The sequence below is a fragment of the Actinoallomurus acanthiterrae genome, from assembly GCF_054775715.1.
On sequence record NZ_BAAHCO010000001.1, the window covers coordinates 11,244,299 to 11,259,557 of the forward strand.

At 71.0% G+C, this 15,259-nt stretch carries 17 protein-coding genes and 1 pseudogene; 9 read left to right on the plus strand and 9 right to left on the minus strand.

What is annotated here, in order from left to right; genetic code table 11:
- Nucleotides 1-56 precede the first annotated feature (56 nt).
- Entirely contained in the window at nt 57-1,052 is a 996-nt protein-coding gene (locus tag ACYVF7_RS53060; protein WP_460355048.1) for a quinone oxidoreductase family protein, read from the plus strand.
- A gap of 6 nt (nt 1,053-1,058) precedes the next feature.
- Nucleotides 1,059-2,384, plus strand: coding sequence for an MFS transporter (locus tag ACYVF7_RS53065; protein ID WP_460355050.1), 1,326 nt, complete (start codon nt 1,059-1,061; stop codon nt 2,382-2,384).
- A 43-nt stretch (nt 2,385-2,427) separates the two neighbouring features.
- Here the strand turns inward: ACYVF7_RS53065 and ACYVF7_RS53070 are convergent, their stop codons facing one another.
- On the minus strand, nt 2,428-2,898 hold the full coding sequence (locus ACYVF7_RS53070) for an aegerolysin family protein (protein ID WP_460355052.1): 471 nt from the start codon (nt 2,896-2,898) through the stop codon (nt 2,428-2,430).
- A 509-nt stretch (nt 2,899-3,407) separates the two neighbouring features.
- A complete protein-coding gene (locus ACYVF7_RS53075) occupies nt 3,408-3,701 on the minus strand; it encodes a hypothetical protein (RefSeq protein ID WP_460355054.1) in 294 nt (97 codons plus the stop codon).
- A gap of 128 nt (nt 3,702-3,829) precedes the next feature.
- On the opposite strand from ACYVF7_RS53075, the pseudogene ACYVF7_RS53080 reads away from it, so the two are divergent.
- Nucleotides 3,830-4,039: pseudogene (locus ACYVF7_RS53080) on the plus strand (helix-turn-helix transcriptional regulator); the annotation flags it as partial.
- A gap of 201 nt (nt 4,040-4,240) precedes the next feature.
- Nucleotides 4,241-5,074: a hypothetical protein gene (locus ACYVF7_RS53085; RefSeq protein WP_460358663.1), complete on the plus strand. Its 834-nt coding sequence runs from the start codon at nt 4,241-4,243 to the stop codon at nt 5,072-5,074.
- A gap of 98 nt (nt 5,075-5,172) precedes the next feature.
- Here the strand turns inward: ACYVF7_RS53085 and ACYVF7_RS53090 are convergent, their stop codons facing one another.
- The 4 genes from ACYVF7_RS53090 to ACYVF7_RS53105 form a co-directional block, all read right to left on the minus strand.
- Nucleotides 5,173-5,643 (minus strand): hypothetical protein, encoded by a 471-nt coding sequence (locus ACYVF7_RS53090; RefSeq protein ID WP_460355056.1) that lies wholly within the window; start codon nt 5,641-5,643, stop codon nt 5,173-5,175.
- 89 nt (nt 5,644-5,732) lie between these two features.
- Nucleotides 5,733-6,203, minus strand: a complete 471-nt coding sequence (locus ACYVF7_RS53095; protein ID WP_460355058.1) for an aegerolysin family protein — start codon at nt 6,201-6,203, stop codon at nt 5,733-5,735.
- 186 nt (nt 6,204-6,389) lie between these two features.
- A complete protein-coding gene (locus tag ACYVF7_RS53100; RefSeq protein ID WP_460355060.1) occupies nt 6,390-6,929 on the minus strand; it encodes an MmyB family transcriptional regulator in 540 nt (179 codons plus the stop codon).
- A complete protein-coding gene (locus ACYVF7_RS53105; RefSeq protein WP_460355062.1) occupies nt 6,821-7,231 on the minus strand; it encodes a helix-turn-helix domain-containing protein in 411 nt (136 codons plus the stop codon). The genes ACYVF7_RS53100 and ACYVF7_RS53105 overlap by 109 nt, the downstream gene beginning before the upstream one ends.
- A 71-nt stretch (nt 7,232-7,302) precedes the next feature.
- On the opposite strand from ACYVF7_RS53105, the gene ACYVF7_RS53110 reads away from it, so the two are divergent.
- A complete protein-coding gene (locus tag ACYVF7_RS53110) occupies nt 7,303-8,664 on the plus strand; it encodes an MFS transporter (RefSeq protein ID WP_460355065.1) in 1,362 nt (453 codons plus the stop codon).
- A 1-nt stretch (nt 8,665) separates the two neighbouring features.
- On the opposite strand, the gene ACYVF7_RS53115 is transcribed toward ACYVF7_RS53110, so the two are convergent.
- On the minus strand, nt 8,666-10,690 hold the full coding sequence (locus ACYVF7_RS53115) for an MFS transporter (RefSeq protein ID WP_460355067.1): 2,025 nt from the start codon (nt 10,688-10,690) through the stop codon (nt 8,666-8,668).
- A gap of 113 nt (nt 10,691-10,803) precedes the next feature.
- Between ACYVF7_RS53115 and ACYVF7_RS53120 the strand changes: the two genes are divergently transcribed.
- A complete protein-coding gene (locus ACYVF7_RS53120) occupies nt 10,804-11,946 on the plus strand; it encodes an FUSC family protein (RefSeq protein ID WP_460355070.1) in 1,143 nt (380 codons plus the stop codon).
- Nucleotides 11,947-11,953: 7 nt separating this feature from the next.
- Here ACYVF7_RS53120 and ACYVF7_RS53125 read toward each other — a convergent pair whose 3' ends face one another.
- Nucleotides 11,954-12,529, minus strand: a complete 576-nt coding sequence (locus ACYVF7_RS53125; RefSeq protein WP_460355073.1) for a DUF4142 domain-containing protein — start codon at nt 12,527-12,529, stop codon at nt 11,954-11,956.
- A gap of 132 nt (nt 12,530-12,661) precedes the next feature.
- Here ACYVF7_RS53125 and ACYVF7_RS53130 point away from each other — a divergent pair, with 132 nt between their 5' ends.
- Together ACYVF7_RS53130 and ACYVF7_RS53135 are read left to right on the plus strand one after the other, a co-directional pair.
- On the plus strand, nt 12,662-12,832 hold the full coding sequence (locus ACYVF7_RS53130) for a hypothetical protein (protein WP_460355074.1): 171 nt from the start codon (nt 12,662-12,664) through the stop codon (nt 12,830-12,832).
- Between the two features lie 115 nt (nt 12,833-12,947).
- On the plus strand, nt 12,948-13,523 hold the full coding sequence (locus tag ACYVF7_RS53135) for a class I SAM-dependent methyltransferase (RefSeq protein WP_460355075.1): 576 nt from the start codon (nt 12,948-12,950) through the stop codon (nt 13,521-13,523).
- A 183-nt stretch (nt 13,524-13,706) separates the two neighbouring features.
- Here the strand turns inward: ACYVF7_RS53135 and ACYVF7_RS53140 are convergent, their stop codons facing one another.
- Complete coding sequence (locus ACYVF7_RS53140; protein ID WP_460355077.1) at nt 13,707-14,708, minus strand: zinc-dependent alcohol dehydrogenase family protein; 1,002 nt, start codon at nt 14,706-14,708, stop codon at nt 13,707-13,709.
- A 49-nt stretch (nt 14,709-14,757) separates the two neighbouring features.
- Between ACYVF7_RS53140 and ACYVF7_RS53145 the strand changes: the two genes are divergently transcribed.
- Entirely contained in the window at nt 14,758-15,234 is a 477-nt protein-coding gene (locus ACYVF7_RS53145; protein ID WP_460355080.1) for a VOC family protein, read from the plus strand.
- The last annotated feature ends 25 nt before the right edge of the window (nt 15,235-15,259 follow it).

Sequence of the window (15,259 nt, forward strand, 5' to 3'; positions counted from 1 at the left end):
ACTGTGATACGACATTCGTCGTACGACGAACGTCGAAATACGAACGAGGAGACGTCATGCGTGCTCTTGTCATGACCGAGCCGTCGCAGGGCCCCGACCGTACGGAGATCCGGGACGTGGAGGCGCCGCGCCCCGGCGCCGGGGAGGTGACCGTCGACGTCACGCACGCGGGGATCAACTTCATCGACGTGATGGCCCGCCGCGGCGACGCCGGCTACGCGTCCTGGCCCTTCGCCCCGGGCAAGGAGGTGGCCGGGACCATCCGGGAGGTCGGCGCGGACGTCACGGACCTGACCGCCGGGCAGCGGGTGGCCGCGTTCCTGCCGGGGGCCGGCGGGCTGGCGGAGGTCGCCCTCGCACCGGCCGCGCTCACCGTCCCGGTCCCCGGGGAGGTTCCGTCGGCCGTCGCTGCGGCGGCCCCGCTGATGCTCGCGACCGCCCTGCTGCTGCTCACGGACGCCGCCCGGTTCAGCCCCGGCGAGACCGTACTGGTGCACTCGGCCGGCGGAGGCGTCGGCGGCGCGGTGGCGCAGCTCGTCCCGGCGCTGGGCGGCGGACGGCTCGTCGGCACCGTGGGCCGCGCCGACAAGATCCCCGCGACCCTGAAGAGCGGCTACGACGCCGCCGTCGCCCGCGAGGGCGACCTGGCCAAGGCGGTGCGCGCGGCCGCCGGCGGGGGCGTCGACGTCGTCCTGGACCCGCTCGGCACGGCACTACTGGACGCCGACCTCGAGATGATCGATCCGGGCGGACGCGTCGTACTGTTCGGCAACGCGGGCGGCGGGCAGACCGCCGCGCTCCCCGGCCTCGACCGGCTGCGCGCGGGCAACGTCGCCATCAGCGGATTCAGCATCAGCGCCTTGGCGGTCACGGCGCCGGACCGCGTGGCGGCGGCGCTGCGCCGCGTCCTCGGCCTCCTCGCCGAGGGGCGGCTGCACGTCCCGGTCACCGAGATCGGATCGCTGTCCGACGTCCCCGCCGCCCACCAGCTGCTCGCCGACGGGCGCGGCGCCGGCAAGTACGTGGCGCGAATCGGCCAGGCGGATAACTGACAGGAGATGTCAGCCGGACCGGCGATCATCGGTACGGCCGCCGACCGCGGCCGATCGACCACACTCGCCGAGGACGCCGTGCACCCCCACAACGACGCGCGGATCCCGCGGGCCGAGCGCCTGCTGATCCCCGCCACCTTCATCACCTCGCTGGGCAACAACATCCAGCTGATCGCAGCGGCGCTGCTGCTCGTCCGGGCCGAGCAGACGATGCTGGCGGTCGGCTGGCTGTTCATCGCGGTCGCCGCGCCCCAGGCGGTGCTGTCCCCCTTCTTCGGCCGCCTCGCCGACCGGTTCGACCGCCGTACGCTCTGGGTCTGCTGCGACCTGGCCGGCGCGTTCGCCGCGTTGGCCCTGCCGGTCGGGCTGGCGGCCGGTGTGCCGACGAACGTCATCATCTACACCGCCAACCTGGCGCTGGCGGTGGTCGCCACCCTGTTCGTGCCGGTCAGCGCGGGCCTGATGAAGGAGCGGGTCCGGCCCGCCGAGCTGCGCCGGTTCAACGCGAACTACGAGATCGCGATGCAGGCCGGCATGCTGCTGTCGGCGTCGGTCGGCGGCTTCGCCGTCCAGTGGTTCGGGGCCGTGCCGCTCTTCGCGTTCAACGCCGGGACGTTCGTCGCGTCGGCGCTGTGCGTGTTCGCGGTCGGCCGCCGGCCCGCGCGCCCGGACCCCGAGCTCGGGACCGGCCCGCACGACGCGCCCGCCGGGGCGGACCGGCGCGTGGCCACCGGCTGGCTCATCCTCCTGTACGCCCAGGGCAGTGTCGTCGTGACGGTCTTCAACGCGCTCCTGCCCGTCCTCGTCGTCAGCGAATGGCATCGCGGCAGCGCGGTCCTCGGCCTGGTCGACGCCCTGGGCGGCACCGGCTTCCTGCTCGCGGCGGCGGCGTACCGCCTGGTCGGTCGAAGGTTCGGCGACCTGCGCATCGCCCTGACCGGGTTCCTGCTGTGCAACGGCATGCTGGTCCTGCAGCCGCGGTACGGCGTCGCCGGGCTGATGCCGTTGGTGCTCGTCGGCGCGTGCGGGTTCGGGCAGGCGCGCATCGCGTCACGGGCGCTGCTGCTCGCCTCGGCCCCCGAGCACCGGATCGGGCGGGTCTTCGGCGTCGCCAACGCCTGCGCCCTCGCCGGCACCGTCGCCGTCATGCTCGTCGTGGCGACGATCACCGACCACTCGGACACCCGGTACGGCTTCGCGACGCTCGCCGCCATCAGCCTTATCGCCGCCGCCCTCCCCGCCGCCGCCCTGGGGTCCCGTCGCACGCGCGTGCCGGAGCCCTCCACACACGGTCCCGACCCCGATCCGGACGATCTTCAGCTGATCGCGTGAAGCCGGCGGGAGATGCCGTTCGCGGCATCTCCCGCCGGATCCGTCAGGCGGGTATGAAACTCACGGACACGCCGGCGTGGTTTCCGGAGCCGCCGACGATGTTGGAGCGGAAGGCGCCGTCGGTGCCGGCGCTGTCATAGGAGTTCGATCCGGAGTACGGATTGTCCCAGTGGAAGTGGATCCGCTTGTTGTTGTTAGCCGGATTCCGACACGACTGGGTGAAGTAGTCCGCTTCTCCCTCGGTCCCCGTCCAGATCCCGGAGGACTCCGACGCCCACCGTCCCTGGTCGCCCTGCAGGATGCGCTGGGGCGGCCGGGCCTGGAACACGCCGTGGTCGAGCCGGGTGGTGACGAGAACCAGGTCACAGCCGGTGAGGTTGTTCAGGAACACCTCGACGCTGCGGGCCGAGTGGGCGCTGGCCGGGGGGATGGACGCGATCAGACCGCCGCCCAGGACGGCCGCGGCCACGGCGGTCCTGACTCCGGCCCGCATGGGGATTCCGACGTTTCGCATGAGACTTCCTCTCTTGGAGGTCGAAGAATCTCGACGAGTTCCAAGGTAGGAACGGCAGCAAAAATGCGTTATCCCGAAAGCTGGGGGGTTGCGGGCCGGCAGCGGACGGGTTTATCGACCGAACGACACGATCGGCTATTGGCGAATCAACCTAAAGGATATTAGGCGACATATCATCGCATGCGAATTCACCCAGCGGCTGCCGCTCAGCCCCGCCGCCGGGCACCCTTGCCATCCGAGGCCACGGCCACGTGCGGGCCTCGAGCACCGCGCGGGTGAGCTGGTCGGCATCGGTGGCCTCGACCAGCCGCCATCCGGACGGAACCCAGACGAGCGCCCACCACGACCGGGTACATCGCCCGAACCAGAAGACCAGCCCCGGGAACCGTCGAGAGATCACCCATGCCGGATCGGTGTTCATGACAAGCCGCAGTTAGGCCGGGCGGGACGCTTCCATCCGAACCGCAGTCGACAGAGGAAGACGCTCCCCCGCCGCAGCCGCCTCGTCATCACACGTCGTCCCCGTCGCGCGCTTTCAGATATGCGGTGATTCGGTGAGCTGCCCCGGGCGCGTCGTCGGCTTCGTGCCGGTCTGTGTCGTCGCGCCGCCACACGAACGCCCCGTCGACCATCTGGATCGAGACACGGGGTGTCGTCAGGCTCAAGCGCACTGACAGGGCCGGGCGGGCGTCGCTCATCTCGACCCGGATTCCGCGCTTGACCAACTCCCGGCACAACTCGGTCAGCCGATCGACCTTCTGAGCATGGCTCCAGGTTCTCCGGGCGGGGGTCTCCTCTCCCATCCCTGACTCCTCTGTATGCGTGTCGAGTGGGTAACTGTGCGTCCCACTTCACACCCGCCAAGGCATACTGAGAGGAGCCCCGACTGTGGGCCTGCAATGGGCCCACAGCAGCCGACGAAAGCCGCCGCATGAACGAGCAGACGCGACTTCCGATTGCCCTATTCCTCGCGCGTCTACGCGCCGAAGCGCAGTTGTCTCAGGCTGACCTTGCGAAACGAGTCAACGAAATTTCAGGATCCAGCCTGACCCGTTGGGATATCTCGCGATATGAACGCGGTGGCCGGATCCCGACCGTTCATCTCCCCGCTTTAGCCGTCGCGCTCGGTGTCGAGTTGAGCATGTTGGAAGAGGCCGTCTCGATCACCAGAGCAGTTCGGCGAGGCGAGGTCTCGGCCGTAATCGGGGACGGCGACGGCCGGCAGCGCACCCCTGATGACGAAGAGAGGCTGATCCGAGCCGCACGCAATCCATCACGCATCGACGCCGCCGTCGTAGCCGACCTGAGCGGAACTCTTGCCGGCCAGCGCCGCATAGAAGACATGATCGGGTCTGCTGCGATCATCGAGCCGGCCAACGAACAACTCAAGCTCACCCTTCGGCTTCTCCGCGAAGCACGTGGTGCTCTGGCCGACGATCTCGCCGCCACCGCGTCCGGAACATCGCAGTTCAACGGCTGGCTCCACACCGCCACCGGCCGCCACGACGCCGCGGGAGTCCTGTACGACCAGGCACTACGGCTCGGTATCCAGGCAGGCGACGCAGACCTGACGGCCACCGCCCTGTCCATGCGAGGGCACCTGGCATGGGTGACCGGTGATATCGGCTCGATGGCCGCCCTATCTGACGCGGCCGCCGAGATGGCCACGGCTACCGGGACGCGGACGGTGGCGATCCAGCAACGAGGCCGCGCACTCGCGATCATGGGCGACACGAACGGTGCGCTACATGCCATCGATGCGGCCGAACAGGTCATCGCCTCCGGCGAATCCGGCGATGACCCGGACTCCCTGTACTTCTACGGGCCGGAGATCCTCGGGATGCAGAGGGGTCTCACCCTCGTCTACCTGGCGGACGACCCGACCGCCTACCTCCGTGCGGCGAACACGATCTCGGACGCCATCGAGGCCCTGTCCCCGGCCGTACGCGACTCCGAATGGGTCGCCTGGTACCGCGTCCGAGCCGCTGCCGCTTTCGCCGCCGGCGGTGAACCCGACGCCGCATCGGTGGGGCTGCGACAGGCCCACGCGGTCGTCTCGGCGACGGGAGGGAGCAAGACCCTCGGAGAGATCGTCCGAGTACACGCGCGCATGGCCGCCAAGTGGCCCACGAACCCACGGGTCATCGTAGTCGGAGACGAGATCACCACGTACTGAGCGCTTACTCCGCGTCTGTCCCCGGGGCGATCCGCAGCGCACGGTGGTCTCGTGAAGCCGGCGGGAGATACCGTTCGCGGCATCTCCCGCCGGACCCATCAGGCGGGCACGAAAGTCACGGACACGCCCGCGTGGTCTCCGGAGCCGCCGGCGATGGTCGAGCGGAAGGCAGCGTCGGTGCCGACGCTGTCATAGGAGTTCGTTCCGATGAACGGATTCTTCCAGTGGAAATGGATCCGCTTGGCGTTGTCAGCCGCGATCCGGCAGGCCTGGGTGAGGTAGTCCGCTTCTCCCTCGGTCCCGGCCCAGAGCTCGACGGCCTCCGACGCCCACCGTCCCTGGTCGCCTTGCAGGATGCGCTGGGGCGGCCGGACCTGGAACACGCCGTGGTCGAGCCGGGTGGTGACGAGGGCCAGGTCACAGCCGGTGAGGTTGTTCAGGAACACCTCGACGCTGCGGGCCGAGGCGGCGCCGGCCGGAGGGATGGACGCGGTCAGACCGCCGCCCAGGACGGCCGCGGCCACGGCGGTCCTGACTCCGGCCCGCATGGGGATTCCCATGTTTCGCATGAGATTTCCTCTCTTGGAGATCGAAGAATCTCGACGAGTTCCAACGGCCGGCGGGAGATGCCATTTTGCGGCATCTCCCGCCGGATCCGTCAGGCGGGTATGAAACTCACGGATACGCCCGCGTGGTTTCCGGAGCCGCCGACGATGTTGGAGCGGAAGGCGCCGTCGGTGCCGGCGCTGTCATAGGAGTTCGATCCGATGAACGGATTGTCCCAGTGGAAGTGGATCCGCTTGTTGTTGTTGCCCGGATTCCGGCAGGACTGGGTGAAGTAGTCCGCTTCGCCCTCGGTCCCGGTGGCGATTCCGGAGGACACCGACTCCCACCGTCCCTGGTCGCCCAGCAGGATGAGCTGGGGCGGCCGGACCTCGAACTCGCCGTGGTCGAGCCGGGTGGTGACGAGGGTCAGGTCACAGCGGGTGAGGTTGTTGAGGAACACCTCGACGCTGCGGGCCGAGTCCGCGCTGGCCGGGGGGATGGACGCGATCAGACCGCCGCCCAGGACTGTCGCGGCCACGGCGGTCCTGAATCCGACCCGCATGGGGATTCCGATGTTTCGCATGAGATTTCCTCTCTTGGAGGTCGAAGAATCTCGACGAGTTCCAAGGTAGGAACGGCGGCGGAAATGCGTTATCCCGAAAGCTGGGGGGTTGCGGGCGGCGGCGGGCGCGTTATCAGCCGACGACGGGATCGGCCATACCGACTCCCGTACAAAAGATATTAGCCGACATATCCCGGCATGTGCATTTCACTCACGGCCGCGATGAGCTCGTCCCGGCCCCTGCTCGACCAGCGTCCTCAGCTTGGCGGCGGATTCGGGGTCGGCGGGGAGGTGGGCGGTGAGGATCTGCCCCGGGCGGCCGACGCACTCCAGCTTCACGTAGTCGAGCTCGATCAGGCCGACGGCCGGATGGTCGATGCGCTTGCGGGCCGGGTCGTGGCCGCGGACGTCGTGGCCGGCCCACAGGTCGCGGAACTCCGGGCTGCTCTTCACCAGGTCGTCGGTGAGCGCGCGCATGCGCGGGTTGCCCGCCTGCTCGGCGGCCGCCGCCCGGAACTTGGCCACCATCGAGCGGGCGTCGGCCTCCCAGTCGACGATGCGCGCGCGGATCTCGGGGCTGTTGAACATCAGCCAGATCACGTTGCGCTGCTCCGGCGGCAGCTCGTCGTACTCGGCGATCAGCGCCGCCTGCGCCCGGTTGTAGGCGAGGACGTCCCAGGTCTCGTTGGCGATGTAGGCGGGCTGCGGGTCGAGGGAGTCGACGAACGCCCGCATCGTCGGATGCACGTCGGCCTTCTCGGCCGCCGCGTGGCCGGCTGACCGGCCAGGGTGAAGAGGTAGTCGTGCTCGGCCGCTGACAGCTGCAGCGTGCGGGCGAGCGCGTCGAGCACCTGCCGGCTGGGCGTGACGTCCCGGGCCTGTTCGAGCCAGGTGTACCAGGTCGTGCTGACGCCGGCGAGCGTGGCGACCTCCTCCCGGCGCAGCCCGGGCGTACGGCGCCGCCCGCCTCCGGGCAGGCCGGCGTCTTCAGGGGTGAGGCGCTCGCGGCGGAACCGGAGGAAGGCGGCGAGCTCGTCACGGCTGGACATTGGGCGGTACTCCTTATACCAGGATGAAGCACATCTGGTACCCGTTTACTATTCCTCCCATCGTGGGAGACATGACAGCTCTCACGCAAGCCCCCGAACGGACGCGGATCCGGCCGTGGCCCGCGCTGATCGCGGCGTACGCGGGCGTCTTCCTCACCATCAGCGACCTGTTCAAGGTGCTGGTGGCCGTCCCGGCGATCGAACGCGCCCTGCACGCGTCGCCGGCCGTCGGACAGCTCGTGCTCGCCGGGTTCCAGCTCACCTACGCCGTCACGCTCGTGACCGGCGGGCGGCTCGGCGATCGGTACGGCCGGCGGCGGATGTTCTGTGCGGGAGTCGCGCTGTTCACCGTGGCGTCGGCGGCGAGCGGTCTCGCGCCGGACGCCGGTTTCCTGGTCGCCGCCCGGCTCGTGCAGGGGGTCGGCTCCGCGCTCGCCCTGCCCCAGGCGTTCTCCCTCGTCCAGGTGCTCTTCCCGCCGGACCGCCGGGACCGGCCGTTCGCGGTCATGGGCGCGGTCCTCGGCATGGCCTCGGTGGCCGGGCAGGTGCTCGGCGGAGTCATGCTCCAGGCGCTGCCCTGGCGCGCGGTGTTCCTCGTGAACCTGCCCCTCGGAGCGGCGATCTTCCTGGCCGCCCGGGTCCTGATCCCGGAGTCGCGTGCCGCCACGGCCGGCCGGATCGACCGGCCGGGCATGGTCCTGCTCAGCGGCGCGCTGATCCTCCTCGTCCTGCCTCTGATCGAGGGCCGCCAGCTGGGCTGGCCGGTGTGGACGTGGCTCTGCCTGGCCGCCGCGCCCCTCGCGCTGGCCGCGTTCGCCGCCGCGGAACGCCGGGTCGCCGACCCGCTCGTCGACCCGCGGCTGTTCCGGGACCGCCCGTTCACCCTCGGCGTCGTGATCGTCCTGACCTGGTACGTGATGGTGAACGGCTTCAACTTCGTGATGGCCCTGGAGCTGCAGGAGGGGCTACGACTGACCGCGCTGCGCGCCGGGCTGGCGTTCACGCCGTTCGCGCTGGCCTTCCTGGCGGGGTCGCTGGCCGCCGGCCTGGTCCCGCTCCTCGGACGCCGGCTGCTCGTCGTGGGGGCCGTGATCGCGGCGGCCGGCCTCACCGTGCTGCTCCTGGAGTCGTACACCACGGTCTCGATCATGGCGGCGACGGTCGTCCTCGGCGCGGGCATGGGGCTGGTGCAGACGCCGCTGCTCAACGTGGCCCTGAAGGGCGTACGGGAGGAGCAGGTCGGCACCGCCTCGGGTGTGCTGGCCACGGCCCAGCAGGTCGGCGGCTCGGTGGGCGTCGCCCTGGTCGGCGTCGTCGCGTTCCGGGCGGTCCCCCGCGGCTGGGACCAGGCGTTCGCGGCTGGGTGCGCGTTCGCCCTGGTCCTCGTCCTCGCCGGTCTCGCCCTCCTCCTGGCCCTGCCGCGGGAGGCGTGATTCAGTGTTGTACCGCCTGGGGGTCGGGCAGCACGGAGTCGTCGTCGGTGCCGAGGGAGTCGCGGGCGAGGCCGTCCAGGAGGTCGGCGAGCTCGGGGTGCTCGTCGGGGCTCCAGCCGTCGACCAGGTGCCCCAGCCCGTCACGGCGGGCCTCGACGAGCCGGTCGGCCACGAGGCGCCCCGCGTCCGTGACCCGCAGGAGGCCGTCGGAGCGCTCCATCAGCCCGTCGGCCACCAGACGGTCGACGGAAGGGCGGCCCTCCTCCAGGGTGACGCCCGCGCGGGCGACGAGTTCGGCACCGGGCACGGTGCCGTCCCGCGCGACGCGGCACAGCGCCCACATGCTGCCCGGTGGCAGGTTCACGCCGGACCGCGCGCCGAGCCGGGCGTACATCTCCCGTGCCCGCGGATCGCGACGCATGAGCTGGGAGAGCGCGCGTTCGATCTCGTGGCGCGAGGAGCGCTCGGTCGGCGCGCCGCCGAGCCCCTCGCCGAGGTCGGGGGCGCGCGAGGTGCCGCGCAGCGGGCTCTCCCGCAGGAACCAGGTCAGGAGGAAGGCCAGCACTGCGACGGGGACCGACCAGAGGAAGACGTCCTGTATCGAGGCCGCGTACGCGTGCAGGATCTTCGCGGCCGTCTCCTGCGGGAGGGAGCCGAGCACCTTGGGGTTCGCCCGCAGTGCCGCCGGGTCGAAGCCGGCGGGCAGGCGCGCGCCGCGCAGGGCGTCGGCGGTGTGCTCCGTCAGGCGGTTGGCGAAGATGGAGCCGAACACCGCGACGCCGAACGACCCGCCGATCGACCGGAAGAACGTCACACCGGACGTCGCCGCCCCGAGGTCCTCGTAGCCGACGGCGTTCTGCACGGCGATGACGAGGACCTGCATGATGAGGCCCAGGCCGAGGCCGAGCACGCAGAAGTAGATGCTCGTCAGGAGCGTCGAGGCGTGCTCGTCCATCCCCGACAGCAGGTACAGCCCGAGGGTCATCACCGCCGAGCCGACCAGCGGATATGCCTTGTACCTGCCGGTGCGGGCGATGAGCTGGCCGGACACGATCGAGGTCACCAGCATTCCGGCCATCATCGGCAGCAGGTGCACGCCCGACAGCGTCGGCGAGACGCCGTGCACGACCTGCAGGAAGATCGGCAGGAAGGTGAGGGAGCCGAACATCGCGAAGCCGACCACGAACGAGATCGCCGAGCCGAGCGAGAACACCGAGCGCCGGAACAGGTGGAGCGGCAGTACCGGTTCGGCGGCCCGCCGCTCGGCGAACCACCAGGCCACGCCCAGCACGACGGCGGCGACGCCGAGCCCGATGATCTCGGCCGACGCCCAGGGGTACTGCGTGCCGCCCCAGGTCGTCATGAGGACGAGGCACACGGCCGCGCCCGCGAGGAGTGCGGTGCCCAGGTAGTCGATCCGGTGCTGTTCCCGGACCGTACGGGTGTGCAGCACGGCGGCGATCACGGCGAGCGCGACGACGCCGATGGGCAGGTTGACGTAGAAGACCCACCGCCAGCTCAGGTGGTCCACGAACAGGCCGCCGAGCAGCGGCCCGACGACGCTGGACACGCCGAACACCGCGCCGAACACGCCCTGGTAGCGCCCGCGTTCCCGGGGCGGCACGATGTCGCCGACGATCGCCTGGGCGAGGACCATCAGGCCGCCGCCGCCGAGTCCTTGGAGGGCGCGGAACCCGATCAGCGAGTTCATGTTCCACGCGATGCCGCACAGCGCCGACCCGACCAGGAAGATCACGATCGCGCCCATGAACAGCGCCTTACGGCCGTACAGGTCGCCGAGCTTGCCCCACAGCGGGGTCGACGCCGTGGTGGCGAGCATGTACGCGGTCACTACCCAGGACAGGTGGCTGAACCCGCCGAGGTCGCCGACGATCGTCGGCAGGGCGGTCGAGACGATCGTCTGGTCGAGCGCGGCGAGGAGCATGGCGAGCATCAGCGCGCCGAGGATCGCCCATCGGCCACGCTCGTCCCGTTGTCCCTGCGCGTTGCGGGCGTCTGCCGACATGTGGTCTCCCTTCCGCGGCGGGCCCTGGCCTCCTTGATCGGCGCGAAACCACCGATTCGTGTTCCCTGAGATCACACGTTAAACACCCCCGGCATTCGGGCAGGTGGTGCTGGATGCCACCCCCGCGTACGCCCGAATGGCTGAGCCGGCCCCTGCGGAACCTGCTGCGCTCGGCCGCGAACGCCGTCCGCGGATCCGGCCGAGAGCGGGACATCGCCATCCAGTCGCTCAAGGCGACCGCCGCCGCGCTCCTCGCCTGGGTGATCGCCGCGCTGTGGCTCGAGGCGCCGCTGGCGTACCTCGCGCCCTGGGTCGCCCTCGTCATGGTGCACGCCACCGTCTACCGCTCGGTCGTCAAGGCCGTGCAGCAGCTCGTCGCGGTCGTCGTCGGACTGCTGGGCGCGACGGGCGGGTACGTGCTGCTCGGCGACCGGACCCTGACCCTGGCGCTCGTGCTGGTCGTGACCGTGCCGCTGGCGTACTGGCGGGAGTTCGGCGACCAGGGCATCTACGGAGCGACGACCGCGATGCTGGTGCTCACCTCCGGGGACCCCTCCCTGCACCAGCTCTTCTCCCGGCTGCTGGAGACCGGGCTCGGGACGGTCGTGGGAGTCACGGTGAACGCGCTGGTCCTCCCGCCGGTCCACCTGCGCGACGCCCGGCGGGCGATCGACTCCGTCGCCGGCGAGCTGGCCGAGGTGCTGGAGGGGGCGGCCGCCGCACTGCGCGAGACGTGGGACGCGGACGCGGCGAACGAGTGCCTCCGCCGGGCCGGCCGCACGTCCACACGGGTCGAGGAGGCCTGGGCGGCGATCAGGTGGGGTCACGAGAGTCTCCGCTTGAACCCCCGCCGCCGGATGGGCGACTCCCCGGCGGATCCCTCCCCCGTCCTCCTGCCGCTGGAGGTCGTCGCCAAGCGGACGTCGACCCTGCACCGGGCGCGCGTCGACGCCATCAGGGCCGGGATGCCCGATCCCGATCACGAGTTCGTCGCCCTCTGCTGCGACGTCCTGGACCACGGCGCCGACACCGTACGGACGTATCGGTGTCATTACCTGAACGCGCCATGGCCGCCGCCGGCCGGCAGGGACGCCCTGCGCGACACGAACCACCGGCTCCGGGAACGGCTCCGCGCCCGGCGGTCCCGCTCCGACGGCTGGCTCGTCTACCAGCCCCTGTCCGTCCCGGTGGACCGGCTCCTGGCCTCGCTCGACGACCTGCTCACCGACTCCGCCCCCGCGAAGGTGAGCGTGTGAGGACCGCTCAGCCGGAGGTCTCGGCCTTCCGGATCATCGCCAGGTGCGTGCGCAGCTCGGGGAGGGCCTTCTTGGCCAGGGCGATCACCCGGGGGGACGATCCCTGGGAGATCTGGGTCCGGGTGTCGGCGATGACTTTCTGGTGCCCGCTCGCCATGGCGCTGAGGAAGTCCTGGTCGAAGGTCTTCCCCGATTCCTTCTTCAGCCGGTCGGCGACGGCCGTGTCGGCCGGCGTGGGCGTCTTGGGCAGGGACACCCCCAGACGCTCGGCCAAGCGGGTCACCTTGCCGTCGAAGGCGGTGTGGTCGGTCACGAGCATCCGGCCGGCCGAGCGCACCGCCGGGGTCGCGCCCTTCTTCTGGGCCAGCCCGCCGACGTCGATCTCGGCGAGGTTGGCCTGATGAGCCTCTCGCAGCCAGGTGCGGTCCTGAGCGGACACCGGGGCCCGGGACGCCGGCGCGACCGTCACCGACGTCGGCCGCGCGGCACCGGCGCCGGACGCCGGGGCCGCCGTGACGGTGACGGCCGCCGTGACGATCGCAGCCGCCGCCGGAAGCGCGCACAGGTACGGATGACGCTGCATGTCTCCCCCTGTCGGTAACTGTCGCATTACCATCTGTAATGTTCCTCGCCGTACCCGCGGATGAGCGGCGTCATGCAGCGCGGGGCTCCACCGGGTTAGTCTGGGTTCGGGTCGGACCGGAGGAGAAGAAGCGTGAGTGGGGTCGTAACGCTTGCACTACTGGCGATCCTCGTGGCATTCATCGTCAGCCGCGTCGCGAAACGCATCGGGCTCGGCATGTCCCGTGATCGCGTCATCGGGCTCATGGTCGTCTTCGTGATCGTCGCACTCATGATGTGGGGGCAACACCAGGCCGGAAAGTAGTGTCGTCACCGAACCCAAGGTGCCGGTGCTGCGTCTTATCGCTTACGAAGCATCGCTCTGCCCGGGAGGGCCCATGCCACAAGCCAGCGCGCACGCGACCGAAACCGCCTGTCACGTGCGCAGACTTGTGGAGTTCGCCGAACCCCGGCCGGACGACACCTGTCTCGACGTCACCTGCGGCGCCTCCGACGTCGCGCCGCTCCTCGGCCCGTGGGTTCAGCACGTGACCAGCGCGGACGCCACCGCCCTGCCCGAGGGGCCGTTCACCCTGATCACCGCCCGCCTGACGCCGGCACCCGACCCGGTGGGCCTGATCCGGCGGCTCCTCGGCGTCTGCTCCGGACGGCTCATCATCGCCGACCTCGTACGGACCCGCGCCGGCGACAGCGGCCGCATCGAACGCCTCCGTGACCCGGCCCGTACGACGACGCACACGTTCGGCGAGCTGATGGGCCTGGTCCACGAGGCCGGAGGCGAGACGCGCCGGCTCGAGGTGTTCACCATCGAGCGTCCGATCGATCCGTGGCTCGCCGACGCCGGAAACGGCGACCGGATCCGGGAGGAGCTGACCGCCGAGCTCGACGGCGGCCCGAAGACCGGAGCGCGCCCTCGCCTGATCGGCCGGGAGCTGTGGTTCACCCAGTCATGGGCCTACGTCGCCGCCGCACCCGCCGGCGCGGCCCGAACGTAGGCGACGCCGCCGCGCCCACCGGCGCGGCCCGAACGCAGGTGACGCCACCGAACCCGCCGGCGCGGACCGTACGTAGGCGACGGCCGGTGCGGCGCACGTAGGCGACGAAGCCGTCGGCGCCGACCGTACGTAGGCAGCGTCGCATAACGGCAGACCGGCCGAGGGATCGCGCGGGCGAGCCGGTCAGCGGGGGTCTGGTGGAAGCAGCACCGCCGCACCGTTGACCCGGTCGGCGGCCAGGTCCGCCAGCGCGCGGTCCGCCTCGGTCAGGGGGTAGGGCGTGACCGTGACCTTGAGCCGCAGCCGGTCGGCCAGCCGGAGGAACTCCTCGCCGTCCGCGCGCGTGTTGGCGGTCACGCTGCGGAGCCGGCGCTCCTGGAAGAGGTCGGCCTGGTAGTTCAGGGCCGGGATGTCGGTGAGGTGGATGCCGGCGATGGCGAGGGTCCCGCCGCGGTCGAGGCGTTCGAGGGCGGCCGGGACGAGTTCGCCAGCGGGTGCGAAGATGATCGCCGAGTCGAGCGGCTCAGGGCTCGGATCGAACGAGTCCTGCGCGGATGCCGCCCCGAGCTCGAGCGCCAGAGCGCGGGCCGCCGCCGCCCGGGTGAACACGTGGACCTCGGCGCCCTCGGCCATGGCGACCTGCGCTGCGAGGTGCGCCGACCCGCCGAAACCCCAGATGCCGAGCCGTCCGGCGGGCGGCAGGGCGGCGCTGCGCAGCGCGCGGTAGCCGATGATCCCGGCGCACAGCAGCGGTGCGAGCTCGACGTCGGCCCGGTCGCCGGGCAGCGGATAGATGTACGCCTCCGGGGCGACCGCGAACTCGGCGTATCCACCGTGCGCGTCCCAGCCGGTGTAGACCGAGCGGGGGCAGAGGTTCTCGTCGCCGCGCCGGCAGTACTTGCACATCCCGCAGGTGCCGCGCAGCCACGCCGCGCCGACCCGGTCGCCCACCGCGAAGCGTTCGCCCGGGGTCACGACCTCGCCGACGATCTCGTGGCCGGGCGTCACGCCGGGCAGGTGCGGCGGCAGGTCTCCTTCGGCGACGTGCAGGTCGGTCCGGCACACCCCGCAGGCGCGCACGCGCAGAAGCACCTCTCCAGGCCCCGGCTCGGGAACCGGCCGGTCCGCCGCCCGCAGGGGCTCGGTCCTGATCGGCCCGGGCTGCCGGACCTCCCACGCCAGCATGCCTCCACCCTAAGGCGTGCCACCGGGCACGCCTTAGACTCCGTGGTCCATGACAGATGATCGTGGATCCTCGCCCGTCCGCCAGCTTCGCCTGGTCGTCGAGGCCGAGGACTACGAGGCCGCGCTCGCCTTCTACCGCGACGCGCTGGGCCTCCCCGAGCAGGCGGCCTTCTCCAGCGACGAGGACGCCCGTGTCGTGATCCTGGACGTCGGCCGGGCCACCCTGGAGATCGCGAACCCGGCGCACAAGCGGTACATCGACGACGTCGAGGTAGGGCGTCAGGTCGCGCCCAAGATTCGGGTCGCGTTCGAGGTCGACGACGCTCAGGCCACGACCGACCGCCTGGTGTCCGCCGGCGCCGAACAGGTGGCCCCGCCCACGCTGACCCCCTGGCAGTCACTGAACGCGCGCCTCGACGCCCCGGCGGGCCTGCACATCACGGTGTTCCAGGAGACGCTCACCGACGACGAACGCCGGTCGCTGAACGGCTTCGGCACCGAAGCGGCGGAATCGGCCGAAGACTGATCAGCCGTCGGCGCCTCGACGGCGA